The sequence below is a fragment of the Streptomyces melanosporofaciens genome, assembly GCF_900105695.1.
GTDB classification, from domain to species: Bacteria; Actinomycetota; Actinomycetes; order Streptomycetales; family Streptomycetaceae; genus Streptomyces; species Streptomyces antimycoticus.
The window spans coordinates 5,999,042-6,011,866 of record NZ_FNST01000002.1 but is presented as its reverse complement, the minus strand read 5'-3'; the positions used below and the strand labels follow the sequence as shown (position 1 = coordinate 6,011,866).

9 protein-coding genes are annotated in these 12,825 nt (G+C 71.4%); all 9 read right to left on the bottom strand.

The window, feature by feature from the left end; translation table 11 throughout:
* Nucleotide 1: 1 nt before the first annotated feature.
* A complete protein-coding gene (locus tag BLV72_RS28895; RefSeq protein ID WP_093465906.1) occupies nucleotides 2-2,476 on the bottom strand; it encodes an alpha-mannosidase in 2,475 nt (824 codons plus the stop codon).
* Complete coding sequence (locus BLV72_RS28890; RefSeq protein ID WP_093465905.1) at nucleotides 2,473-3,138, bottom strand: D-sedoheptulose-7-phosphate isomerase; 666 nt, start codon at nucleotides 3,136-3,138, stop codon at nucleotides 2,473-2,475. Before BLV72_RS28890 ends, BLV72_RS28895 begins: the two co-directional genes overlap by 4 nt.
* Nucleotides 3,139-3,372: 234 nt before the next feature.
* A complete protein-coding gene (locus BLV72_RS28885; protein ID WP_093465903.1) occupies nucleotides 3,373-4,401 on the bottom strand; it encodes an ROK family protein in 1,029 nt (342 codons plus the stop codon).
* Nucleotides 4,402-4,408: 7 nt separating this feature from the next.
* On the bottom strand, nucleotides 4,409-5,347 hold the full coding sequence (locus BLV72_RS28880; RefSeq protein ID WP_208905766.1) for a carbohydrate ABC transporter permease: 939 nt from the start codon (nucleotides 5,345-5,347) through the stop codon (nucleotides 4,409-4,411).
* Nucleotides 5,344-6,294: a carbohydrate ABC transporter permease gene (locus BLV72_RS28875; protein WP_093470604.1), complete on the bottom strand. Its 951-nt coding sequence runs from the start codon at nucleotides 6,292-6,294 to the stop codon at nucleotides 5,344-5,346. The genes BLV72_RS28880 and BLV72_RS28875 overlap by 4 nt, the downstream gene beginning before the upstream one ends.
* Nucleotides 6,295-6,302: 8 nt before the next feature.
* Complete coding sequence (locus BLV72_RS28870; protein ID WP_093465902.1) at nucleotides 6,303-7,661, bottom strand: extracellular solute-binding protein; 1,359 nt, start codon at nucleotides 7,659-7,661, stop codon at nucleotides 6,303-6,305.
* A gap of 366 nt (nucleotides 7,662-8,027) precedes the next feature.
* The gene (locus tag BLV72_RS28865; protein ID WP_093465900.1) at nucleotides 8,028-9,065 is read right to left on the bottom strand and encodes a LacI family DNA-binding transcriptional regulator; all 1,038 of its coding nucleotides are present in this window, start codon (nucleotides 9,063-9,065) and stop codon (nucleotides 8,028-8,030) included.
* Nucleotides 9,023-10,897: an alpha-amylase family protein gene (locus tag BLV72_RS28860; protein ID WP_093465898.1), complete on the bottom strand. Its 1,875-nt coding sequence runs from the start codon at nucleotides 10,895-10,897 to the stop codon at nucleotides 9,023-9,025. The genes BLV72_RS28865 and BLV72_RS28860 overlap by 43 nt, the downstream gene beginning before the upstream one ends.
* Complete coding sequence (locus BLV72_RS28855; RefSeq protein WP_244321052.1) at nucleotides 10,894-12,738, bottom strand: MBL fold metallo-hydrolase; 1,845 nt, start codon at nucleotides 12,736-12,738, stop codon at nucleotides 10,894-10,896. The genes BLV72_RS28860 and BLV72_RS28855 overlap by 4 nt, the downstream gene beginning before the upstream one ends.
* Between the last annotated feature and the right edge of the window lie 87 nt (nucleotides 12,739-12,825).

The following is a 12,825-nucleotide window of genomic DNA, read 5'->3' as shown; positions in this document are numbered from 1 at the left end:
GTCAGGCGTCCTCGGCGGCGGTGGTGTCGTCCGGGGCGAGCTCCAGCAGGTCGGTCTCGATCACCGGCAGTGCCGGGTCGCGCGGCACCCGGAACGTCCTGATCTCGTACGGCCCGAAGTCGGCCTCGATCGCGCGTTCGCCGAGCAGGGGCAGCGTGATCCGGGCGGCAGCCGCCCGGCCGTGGGACTCGTAGGCCCGGACCACCAGGTCTCCCGAACCGTCTTCGGCGCCCTTGACCACGCTGACGGTGACCGCTCCCGCACCGTCGTCGACATTGGCCCGCACCTGCGGGATCGGGCCGTCGTGGAAGGTCTCCAGGAGGGTGAAGACGGGCTGGTTCAGTTCGGCGGCGCGCCGTGCGGGGTCGGCGGCGCGCCAGTCGGCGCCGTGCGGCAGGAGCAGGTAGCGGAACTCCTGCCGGCCCTGGTCCAGGTACGCGTACACGCCGTCGTCATCGAGGACCTTCGGCTCGTGCCAGGCGTAGACGGGACTGCGCAGCGCGGTCATCCCGATCTCGCCGCCGTGCACGTCGTGGCCGTACTTGCTGTCGTTGACCACGGTCAGTCCGGCCCGCGCGCCACCGGGCAGGGTGCCGGTGACGTCCACCCACGCCTGGGTGGGCTCCTCGGTGCCGTCGGGGGTGCGCTCCAGATGCCCGTAGGGGATCTCGTGGGTGGCGGTCACGTCGGTGAGCGCGGTGGGGAAGCGCAGCTTGAGCAGGGTCAGCCGCTCGTGCCAGTCGACGACGGTACGCACCTCCACGTGGCGCGAGCCGGCGGACAGGACGAGTTCCTCCGCCATCTCCGAGCGGCCGTAGGCGCTCTCGACGCGCAGGACGGCACGGACGGGGCCGGACTCGACCAGACGGCAGCGGCGGGCCGTGAAGGCGCCGATCGCCTTGTCATACGAGTGGATCCGGTGCCCCCAGGTGTCGCTGGGGTCGTCGACGACGACGGCGTGGTCGCCCGGGGCCCCGGGCATCAGCTCGGCGCCGGTCTCCTTGTCGACCAGGGAACGCAGCCAGCCGGTGGCGGGGTCGATCTCGATGCGGAGGTACTCGTTCTCCAGGCTGGTGTCGGTGGCGGCCACGGGCCCCTCACTGTCCCGCTCGGCGCCGGTCAGGAGGTGGTGGACGCGGTGGCCGAGCGGCGGGACGCTCGCGCGGAAGGCGAGGCGTCCGCGACTGCCCGCCATGGTCGACTCCGAGCGGGTCGGCTGGACGGGTACGGCAGCGCCGGTGTCGTCGGTCAGGCGCACGGTGGCCGCCTGACCGAACTCGAACTCCACGTCGCCGTCGAAGGTCCAGGGGTGCGGGTTGAAGACGACGAGGGGCGTGGTGCCCTCCCGCATCGGGATGCCGATGCGGCGGGCGATGGCCTGCACGGACCGGTTGAGGACGTCGGCGGCGATCGAGCGGGCGTGGCCGTACTCGTCGCGCGCGTCCTCGTACGCGGACCGGATGGAGGTGCCGGCCAGGATGTCGTGGAACTGATTGAACAGCACGAGCTTCCACGCCTCGGTGAGCCGGTCGCCGGGGTACGGCTCCCCGGCGACGGCCGCGACGGACGCCCACTTCTCGGCCCGCATCAACTCGTTCTCGGCGCGGCGGTTCCACGCCTTCACCCCGGAGTGTGCCGAGTAGCAGCCGGGGCCGTGGTGCTGCAACTCCCCGGCGTGCACCGGGATGTCCTCGCGGTCGCGTATCCGCGCGAAGAACGCCTCGGGGTGGCTCAGGCGGAGGGTGGGCAGGCCACCGAGGGAGTCCAGGCGGCGGATGGACTCGAGGTTCGCCTTGGTGGGTCCGCCGCCGTGGTTGCCGACGCCGTAGAACACCATGAGCTCGGGCTCGTCCGGCGGCATCAGCGCCAGGGACTTGTCGAGGTGGTTGCCGATGTCGGCGCCGGGCGCGCAGTACTCGTTGGGCAGGCGGTAGGCGGTGACGCGGGAGCCGTCCGGGGACTCCCAGTGGAAGAACTGGCCCGGCAGCACCTGCTCGTGCGGGCCGGGACGCAGGAAGACGTAGCCCTCCATGCCCGACCTGCGCAGCAGTTGCGGGATGGTGGCGTTGTGGCCGAAGGGGTCGAGGTTGCTGCCGATCGTGGCCGCCCTGCCGAACTTCTCCAGCAGGTAGCGCTGTCCGTACAGCGCCTGGCGGACGAAGGACTCGCCGGCCGGGATGTTGCAGTCCGGCTCGATCCACCAGCCGCCGATGACCTGCCAGCGGCCCTCCGCGACGCGCTTGGCGATGGTGTCGAACAGCTCGGGGTCGTGCTGTTCGATCCACTCGAGGTACATCACGGAGTCGCACGTGAACACGAAGTCGGGGTACTCCTCCATGCGGTCGACGGCGGACTGGAAGGTGGCGCGTATCTCCTGGAGGCCCTCGGGCTTGCGCCACAGCCACACGGGGTCGATGTGGGCGTTGCCCACCAGGTGCAGCAGCCGGTCGCGGGAGGAGGGTCGGGGCGTGCTCATACGGCGGCGGTCTCCTGTCGCTCGTCGTGCGGTGCTGTCGTGGCGTCGTCGCCCGTCCCGTCGGCTCCGGCGGCCCAGGCGTCGACGTGTTCACTGAGCAGGTGCAGGAGGGTGAGGTGGGTCTCCTGGATGCGGGCGGTGGTGGTGGCGGGGGTGACGAGGGCAAGGTCCGCGTGTTCGCGGGCGGGCATGCCGTCCGCGGTCCCGCCGGCGAACAGGACGGTCACGGCTCCGCGGTCGCGGGCCTCCTGCAGGCCCCGGACGACGTTGCGGGAGCGGCCGGAGGTGGTGAAGGCGATCACCATGTCCCCGGGCGTGGCGAGCGCCTTGATCTGGCGGGCGAAGACCTCGTCGAAGGAGTAGTCGTTGCCGATGCACGACACGACGGTGGGGTCGGTGACCAGCGAGACGGCGGGCAGCGGGCGGCGCTCGCGCAGGTAGCGCCCGATCAGCTCGCCGGCGAGGTGCTGGGCGTCGGCGGCGCTGCCGCCGTTGCCGAAGGTGTACAGGCGGCCGCCGCGGCGGTAGACGTCGATCAGCCGGTCGCCCACGGCGCGGAGCGCGGGCAGCAGGGCGTACAGCCCTTCCACGGCGGCGAGGTGGTCGGTGAGCTGGTCGGCCGGGGCGATGGGCGCGCCGGAGCGGGCGGTAGGGGTGGACATGCGTCTCCTGGGAGGACGAGCGTGCGCTGTGGCCGTGCGGTACGGCCGTGCGGTACGGCCGTGCGGGGGCGTGGTGGGACGGGCGGAGCCGGTACGGAGAGGCGCGCGCCGGGTGCGGCGCGTCCTCCTCCGGGCAGGGCCGGGTGCGGTGGTCGTGCGGGTGCGGGCGTGCCGTGTCCGGCCCGCGAGCGCGGGCCATCCGGCCCGCGGCGGAGAGGGCTGTGGGGAGCCGGTTCAGTTCGACGCTGCCGCCTCCTGGACCCGCCGCAGGTCGCGGGCGTCGGGCAGCCGTTCGAAGGCGATCGCGGCGGCGCCCAGCACGCCGGCCCGGTCGCCGTTCGCGGCCCGCACGATGCGGACCGCCCGGGCCGCGGGGCCCATGGCGAGGCGCGTGACCGTGCGGCGCACGGGCTCCAGCAGTTGCTCCCCGGCACGGGTGACTCCGCCGCCCAGGACGGCGACCTCGGGCTCGTAGAGGTTGACGATGGAGGTCAGGCCCTGGCCGAGCAGGGCGGTGGTCTCGTCCCACAAGCGGACGGCCAGCGGGTCGCCGGCGCGCGCCTCGCGGGAGACGTCGGCGGCGGTGGCGTCGGCCGGCAGCGAAGTGGGTTCGCCCCGGGTGACGGCCTCCCGGGCCCGCTCGCCCAGGGAGGTGCCGGAGGCGTACGCCTCCAGGCACCCGGCCCTGCCGCAGCCACGGCAGGGCCGGCCGTCGGAGCGGACGGTGATGTGGCCGGGCTCGCCGCCGTTCCCGGCGGCGCCGCGGTAGGTGCGCCCGTCGATGACGAAGCCGCCTCCGATTCCCGTCGAAACGGTGAGGTAGACAAGGTGCCGCGTACCGCGCCCGGCTCCGAAGCGCCACTCCCCCGCGGCACCCGCGGTGCCGTCGTTGTCCAGGACGGCGGGCAGGCCGAAGGTGCTCTCGGCGAGCCGGGCGAGGGGGACGTCGATCCAGCCCGGCAGGTGGGGCGGGCACAGCACCACGCCCCGCTCGGGGTCCAGGGGTCCGCCGCAGCCGATGCCGCAGCCCGTCAGCCGTTCCGGTGCGGCGCCCGGGTCGACGCCCGCCCGGTCCAGCGCGTGCTTGCCCAGGTCGAACAGGCGCGCGAGCGAGGCATCGGGCCCGCCCGCCGCGTCGGTGGGGCAGGTCACGAACGACAGGACCTCACCGTCCGGGCGTACGACACCGGCGGCGAGCTTGGTGCCGCCGACGTCCAGTGCGAGTACGGCGCCGCGGGCGCGGTCGTGTGGGGGGTGGGTCATTGCTTCCTCATCCCTTGTTTCCGGTGGTCGCCACGCCCTCGGTGAAGTGCCGCTGGCAGACGAGGAAAGCGATGATCATGGGCACGGTGACGACGACGGACGCGGCGCACACGATCTCCCAGCGCAGCTCACCGCCGGCGCCGAACTGATCCAGCACCGCCTTGAGACCACGGGGCACGGTGTACAGGTGCGGGTCGCGGAGGTAGATCAAGGGGCGTACGAGGTCGGTCCAGGATGCCTGCACCTCGAAGATGAAGGTGACGACGAGTGCCGGCCGGCACAGCGGAACGGCGATCCGCCAGAACAGAGCCCAGTAGCTCGCCCCGTCGACGCGGGCGGCCTCGAACAGTTCACGGGGCAGTCCGAGGAAGAACTGGCGCAGCAGGAAGATGTAGAAGGCGCTGCCGAACAGGTTGGGTGCCCACAGGGGCACCTGGCTGCTGGCGAGGTGCAGCCAGTTCCACACCAGGTACTGCGGCACCATCGTGACGGCGGCCGGCAGCATCATCGTGCCGATCACCACGGCGAACAGGGCGTTGCGCCCGGGGAAGCGGAAGTAGGCGAACCCGAAGGCCACCAGCGCGCTGCTCACGGTGACGCTGACGGCGGCGGCGAGGGTCACCGCGACACTGTTGCCGACCCAGGTCAGCAGCGGCACCGCGTCCCAGATGGCGGAGTAGTTCCGCCACTGCCACACGTGCGGGACGAGCGCGTTGTCGAAGACGTCTTGGGAGGGCTTGACGGAGGCGCTGAGCAGCCAGACGAAGGGGTAGAGGAACACCACGGCCGCGGCGGTGAGACCGAGCCGGTGCAGGGCCCGTCTCAGCGGCCTCGCTCCGTCCCGGCCCCGGCGTGCGCCGTCCTCGGTCTCGTGGGGTGTCTGCTCGCTCCGGTCGTCCCGGTGTGCGCGGCGGACGTCCGCCCCGGTCGCGGAGAGCTGTGTCACCGCTCCTCCCCTTCGTAGTAGACGAAACGCTTGCTGACCTTGGTCTGGACGAGGGTGATGGCGACGATCACGAGGAAGAGCAGCCACGCCATGGCGGAGGCGTACCCCATGTGCAGGTACTGGAAGGCCTGCTGGAAGAGGTAGACGACGTAGAACAGGGCCGCGTCGTTGCTGTACGTCTGGGAGTTGGCGCTGCCGAAGAAGGCGGTGTAGGCCTCGGTGAAGGTCTGCAGCGACGCGATGGTGTTGACGATGAGCGTGAAGAAGAGGGTGCCGGAGATCTGCGGCACGGTCACGTGGCGGAACCGGTTCCAGCGCCCCACACCGTCGAGCTCGGCCGCCTCGTACAGCTCCCGGGGTACGTTGCGCAGCGCGGCGAAGTAGATGATCACCGTCGATCCGACCGACCACAGGCTGGTCAGCACCAGGCCCGGCTTCACCCAGGACGCGTCCGTCGTCCAGCTGGGCCCGGTGATCCCCACCCAGCCCAGCACCTCGTTGATCAGGCCGACGTTGCCGTTGAACAGCAGCAGGAAGAGGATGCCGACGGCGACGGGCGGGGTCATCACCGGCAGGTAGAAGAGGGTGCGGAAGACGCCCGACGCCCGGCCGGCCTTCATCAGCAGCATCGCCAGCACCAGGGCCAGGGCCATCTGGAGGGGGACGCGCAGCGCGGTGAACACCAGGGTGTTCATGAGGGCCTTGGCCACCGAGGGGTCGTCGAACAGCTGCCGGTAGTTGGCGGTTCCGACGCTGTGCGTGGTGCCGATACCGTCGTAGTCGGTGAACGACAGGACGAGGCTGGCGATCATCGGGCCGGCGGTGAAGACGAGGAAGCCGATGACCCACGGGGACAGGAAGCCGTAGGCAGCCCAGGTCTCGCGGCGGACGCGGCGCTTGCCGGCCGCGGTCGCGGCGACCGCGCGCGGTGCGGTGGTGTTGGTCATGGGCCCGGTCACCTGCCCTCGTTGGCGATGTCCAGGGCGCTCTGGGCTACCTTCTGGGCCTGGTCGAGGGCCTGCCGCGGGCTCTGCTCACCCGACAGCACCCGGTTCACCGCGTTCTGCCAGGCGTTCTTGAACTCCGTACCGGCGGCGTTGGAGGGCACGGCGAAACCTTCCCGGGAGATGTCGAAGAGGGTGCGGCTGGCGCGGTCGAACGCCGGGTTGCCCGTGGGTTTCCATATCTCGTGCTCGATGATCCGGTCGGCCTGAAGATTGCCCGTCACGTCTCCCGTGTAGGCGTGGCCCGCGTCCCTGACCTCTTGGGCTTTCGTCCGTGCGGCGTGTACCCAGGTGCTGGTGGCGGTCATGGTCTTGATGAACGTGCAGGCCCGCGCGAGGTGGCGGGTGCCCCGAGGGATGGCCCATCCGAAGCCGGAGGTCCAGTTCAGGGCCTTGCCCCGGCGGTCCTTGAACACGCCGGTAGCGAGCCGCACGTCGGGGGAGGAGTCGGCGAGGACGTCGACGTACCAGTCCTCCATCGGCATCGCCCCGATCTGGTCCGTCGCGAACTGGTTCTTGGCGCCGAACTGGTCGAACGAGTCGCGCAGGGACTTGAAGCGGCCCCAGCCTCCCTGCGCGTTGATCAGGCCGACCGCGTAGGTGAGTGCCTGGACGACCTTCGGGTCGTTCAGGTGCGCGGTGCGTCCGTCGGCGCTGACCAGGTCCGCGCCGTTGGCCTTGGCCCACAGGGGGAAGAACTCGGGGATCTTGGGGTCGAAGCCGATGCGGGTGAGCTTCGCACCGTCGGTCTTCTTCAACCGCTCGGTGAGTGTCCGCAGTGCGTGCCAGTCGTCGGTGCGCACGTCGGACTCCCGCATGCCGTTCTGCTTCACCACCTTGTCGTCGATGAGCAGCAGGCGGCTGTTGTACGAGTCGGGCAGGGCGTAGACGGCGCCGTCGAGCGAACCCTCGGTGAGAGCGGTCCTGTTGAATGCGCCCAGGTCGATGTGTTCCTTCTTGATGCAGTCGGTCAGCGGTACGAGGGCCCCGCGGGCGGCGTAGCCGCCGATCAGGGTCCGGTCCATGTGCACGGCGTCGGGCGGATCGCCGGCCGCGACGGCCGACAGAAACTGCTGCTCGTCGAACTGCCCCTCATTGACCTGGAGGTGCAGACCCTTGAGCGCGGTGCGCGCTGTGGCCACACGGTCGGAGGCCAGGGCGTCGTCCATGCCGTAGCCCAGGGTGGTGAACGTCTTGGACTCGGTGTCCGCGAAGCTCACGCCGCCGCACCCGGCGAGGGCGGGGAGCGTGGCGGTCACGGAGACCAGCGCGAGGATGCGGTGTGCGGTGCGGTGATGTGCTGCCACCATCGACTCTCCTTTGAGGAAGCTGGCTACACGGGGAGATCGAAGGCTGACGCGACAGCAGGCTGGTCGAGCGACTCAGGATGTGGCATCGATCCCACATGAGAACGTAACCACACAGCGTCCGCGCGTCAACGGGTCGCAAGGGACCGATCATGCGGAAGGCCCCGCATCGTTATCCCGCTACGGCCACGGGCCGTTGGCGGCATCGGCGGAGGACGCGCCTCGGCACCCGGCACAGCGTGCGAGGCAGGCGCTGCGGCACGCCCCGGCGCGGTGAGCGGACCGCGTCGGGCGGTCGAAGGGGTATGAGCGGTTGCGGGAGAACACGTCCCGGCCGCCGGCGGCCCCCTTCGGGGGAAGTCTGCGGGCTCAGCCGCGAGGCGCGGACGTGGAGTCGCGTACCGCCAGTTCCGGCTCCAGGACATCGGAGACGCTACGACCGCCACCACCACGGCGTACCCGCTCCAGCAGCAGCCCGGCGGCACGCTCCCCCATGGCGAACACCGGCTGGCGCACCGCCGTCACGCCGGGGTCCACCATGCGCATCCACGGCAGGTCGTCGAAGGAGACGAGGGAGTACTGGTCGGGCACGGACACACCCCGCCGTTTCAGCTCCAGCCACACCAGCTCGGCCACGACGTTGTTGGCCGCGAAGACCGCGGTCAGCGTGGGCTCCGAGTCGAGGAACCGCCCCACTTCCTCCTGCGCGGGGCGAGCGGTGTGCCCAAGGTCGAGGACGTGTCGGCGCCCGGCGGTCACTCCCGCGGCGCGCAGCGCGGCACGGTAGCCCTTGAGCCGGTCGCGCCCGGTGTCCCAGAACGTCTCGTCGACGACGACTCCGATGGCCCGGTGCCCGAGCGCCAGGAGGTGGTCGACGGCGGCGCGGGCACCCGCCCGGCTGTCAATGGTGACCACGTCGCATCCCCGCACTCCGGAGCGGCGGTCGACCTCCGTCACCGGCATGCCGTGCTCCACAAGCAGTTCGGTGGCCCCCCGGCCGACGGGGGCGATGAGGACTCCGTCGGCGCGCATCGCGAGGAAGGCACGGGCGGCGTCCACGGCCCGCTCCGCGCTGCCGTGGTCGTCGACCAGCACCACCTGGTAGCCCTCGGACGACAGGGTGTGCTCCACCCCGGCGGCGAGCTCCGCGTAGAACTGGTTGCGCAAGTCGGAGACCAGGAGTCCGATCACACCGCTTGAGCGCCCCTTCAGGGTGCGGGCGGACACGTCGGGTACGTAGCCGAGGCTGTCCGCCGCCGCCTGCACACGCTCCTTGATGTGCTCCGCGACGTAACCGGTGCCGCTCAGCGCCCGGGACGCGGTCGAACGCGAGGTACCCGCCAACTCGGCGACGTCGCGCAGAGTTACCCGAGACCGTTTGCCCCGCGCCGATCCGCCGCCTGCCATCGACCCCCGCCTCTCTCCATGCCCCGGAGACGCGCACGCCACCGGCTCCACAGCTCACGCAGCGCAGCGTAGTCGAGTTCCTGGAGCGGCTCGCCCGTCCTGTCCAGATGGCTGGAGACATACAGGGCGGGAACCCCGAGCTGGTCCTTCACGCGGGTATAGGCGCGCCACTGTCCCAGGTCGGGGGCGCACCAGTCGTCGGTGTCGATCAGGGTCCCGGGGCAGGCCGCCGCGGCCACGGCGGCGCGCAGGCGCATCTGCGGCACCACCGGCGCGTACGGGTCGGGATCGTCCAGGCGCAGCATGTCGTTCAGGCGCACCATGTCCGTCACATCGGCGAAGCCGGGATGGGGGGTGTGCGTGACGATCAGCGCGTCGGACCTGGCCGACTTGGCGGACCGGTACAGAGTGTCGAGGTACTGGTGCAGCAGTGCGATGCCCCACCGCCCCCCGCCTGCGGTCAGGGATTCCCCGGTGGGGCTGTCGGCGGTGAAATCGACCTTGAGCCCGTCGGCGCCCAGACCGTCGGGGGCGAGGACGCGGCGGACGTTCTCGGCGAGCCAGGCACGGGCGTCGGGGTGCCCGGGATCGAGGGTGACGGGTCTGCCGTCCGGCGTGCGCACGCACAGCTCGTCGGGCACACCTTCCGCGGACCACGCCCGCCACCACAGCAGCACCCGTCGGCCGTGCCCGTGCTGCTCGTCGATCCAGGACCGCAGATCGGGCCAGCGCCGCTGGTCCGGCTCCCAGGAGCCGTACCGAAGCTGCCACTTGTCGTCCACGACGACCGTACCCGGGTCGAGGCCGTGTCGGCGCAGCTTCTCCAGGTGGGTGTCGTACTCCGCCCGCGTGCTCATCTCCGGGGCCGGCAGGCCGGTCTCGCGGGCGCGGCCCATCTGGGCACCCCACCCGCAGAACATCGGCTCGCTCCACCAGGCCGGCCGTTCGGTGCCGCGCGCCGCGGCGGCCCAGCCACGCCTGTCCAGCCAGTGCCGGTGGGCGCGCAGCCCCTCGTACGGGTCGGCGTGGCCCGGCGAGACGAGGACGGCGGGGGTGCGGTACCAGCCGTCCACCTCGGTGTGCCCTTCGTAGTCAAGTCCGAGGTGGAAGCCGCCATCGGACGGCACGTAGTGCATCTGGGTGAAGGTCAGGTCCGCCACCGGGGCGCCGGCCGACACGGTCCACCAGGACAGCGTGCCACGGGCGCGCGCCGGGTCGGTGGCGTCGGGGAAGCGGTCCTGCGTGAGTGCCAGGCAGAGCGGCGCGGGCGTGAAGAACCAGTGTCCCCGCCCGGGGCGGGCATCCCCCACCACGCCGATGACCGCGCTCTCCCCCGCGCCGCGCAGCAGGCGTGCGGGCGCGCCGGGATTGGGGCTGAACAGGGTGTGCCACGCGTGGCCGCTGGGACGCAGCCCTCCCCCACGGCCACCGAACGCGGCACGTACGGCGAGAGGCAGCACATCGCGCAGCGCGCCCCGGCCCCGCACCTCCCATGTCAGCTCGGGTCCCTCATCGGTACACAGCACCCGGGTGAACGCTTCCTGCCAGACGGTGCTGCGGCGCGGCAGCACCAGTGCCGGGCGGCCGTCCTCGGTGTGCCATTCGGCGGGTCCGGCGTCCAGCGTCTCGTCCACGGCGTCGGTACGGTCGAGCACACCGGCCAGTTGCAGCTCGACCGGGTGGCCGCCGTCGGACGCGTGCAGCAGCGCCGTCAGCCCGTCGGCCGCCACGGTCATCCGCCAGCGGGCGGCACGGACCTCGCTGGTGCCGTCCCGGTGGTGTGCGACCTCGGGACGGACGGCCGCGGTCCGGTGACCCGTCGTACTGGTCATCGCACACTCACCAGCGCCTCCGCCTGCTGTCCGAGAGCCACCTGACCCACCGTCATGTCAACTGCGAGGCGCTGCCTGCGGACAGGCTGTTCATCAGGGGGTATCCGTATGCCGAACGTCTCCGTCACCGTCTCGCCGGCGCCCACCTTCACCTCGCGCACCGCGGGCTCGGCGCTCCAGCCCGGCGGCAGCACGGGGAGGAGACGGACGACTTCCGCCCGAGGCAGCGGATTTCCCGCCTCCACGGTCACTCGCAGCGTGTCGCCCGGCGCCAGGACGGAGCGGTAGGGCGAGAGACGGGCGCTGAATCCCTCCGCACCGGCGTCGAAGCCCGACGGCAGGATCTCCCGGTGCAGCCGTGCCAGGCGGTCGCCCTCGACCGCCAGCATGTCCAGGTAGGCGTCGGTGACCTCGTAGGGCGGCCAGTGGCCGCTGATCATGACGTCCGGTCTCAACCTCCGGTACAGCTCGGCGCTCCGTGCGAAGTCGTCGATGCGAAAGCGGTTGCGGTACTGGTAGTTGAGGATCTCCGGCTCGCCGCGCGCCGGGTCCCACGCGGTGTTCTGCTGATCGCCGGTCGCCACGACGCGGCGTCCGTCGACAGCGAAGGAGTACGCGGCGGCGTAGAGGGTGTGCCCGGGGAGGTCGTGGACGCCGATCTCGTACTCACGCCAGCGGAACGTGCCTTCCCCGGGCAGTACACGGTCCACCGGGATGGGCTCGTACCACAGGCAGGGCAGGTCCCAGCGGACGGGCGCGGCCAGGACGTCGGCGATGTGACCGGGCGACCACACCTCGGTGCCGTGCACCTCGCGCAGCAGGTTGAACCCGGCGACGTGATCGTCGTGGTAGTGCGTGGGCAGCGCCACCTCGACCCGGTCCACACCGTGCAGACGGCGCAGCGCCTCGATCGAGGCGAGCAGGGGGCGCCGCGCGGAGCGGTCGTGCCCGCCGGGGAGCCCGGTGGTGAGGTCGTAGCCGAAGTCCAGCAGGAGCGCCACGCCCTGTTCGGAGATCAGGGCGTAGGACTGGGCCACGCTCGTGGTGTTGCGCAGCAGATGAGGCGTGACGTGCTGCCAGGGCCGCTCCAGCATCGCGTCCGGATCCCACGGGGTGCGCCGCCGGGAGTCGAGCAGCTCGCGCAGCAAGGGCGTGAGACGGGCCACGGCAGCCTCCGGGTCGGCGACCGGCTCTCCGTGCGAGGGCAGGAGGATGTCGGGCCGCTCCCGCAGCAGCAGGCGGCAGGACAGGACCGTCGCGGCGACCCCCTCGAGCCCGGCGTTCGGGTGGAATCCCGTGTAGGCCCACTGGGTGGCGGCCAGGGACCAGACCCGTCCCTCGCCATGGATCAGGTCACCGGTGAACGCGAGCCTTTGGCCGTGGAGTTCGACGAGATAGCCGACCGAGCCGGGAGTGTGCCCCGGAAGCGGCAGCGTGCACACGTCGAAGGCGCCGAAACGCCGGGTGCGGTACTCCGGCACGGTTCCAGTGACGGGGACCTGCCACAGCAAGGAGAACCGGTCCTGCCGGACGTCGTAGTCGTTGTCCAGGGGACGGGTACGCCAGTGCTCGTCGACGTCGTCGATCAGATGGCGTTCGACGGGCGGTACCCAGATGCGGATGCCCCGGGCCGCCGCCCGTGACAGGCCCTGTACCTGATCGCGGTGGTGGTGGGTCACCAGGATGTCGGTAATCCGGTCCACCCCGAGTTCGGACAGGTGGTCCAGCGCCTCCCCGGAGCCGAAGTCGATCAGCACCCCCTCGTCCGCGCACCGCAGGAGGTAGACGTGACAGGTGTCTGCCCAGCGGTAGACGTCTTGACCGACCTGGATCCAGCGCACGTCTGTGACTCCCTTTCACCCACGGCAGATCGCGGCATTATGGGAACGATGCCATGTGGGAACGATGCCAGCGCGGGTCGGCATCGT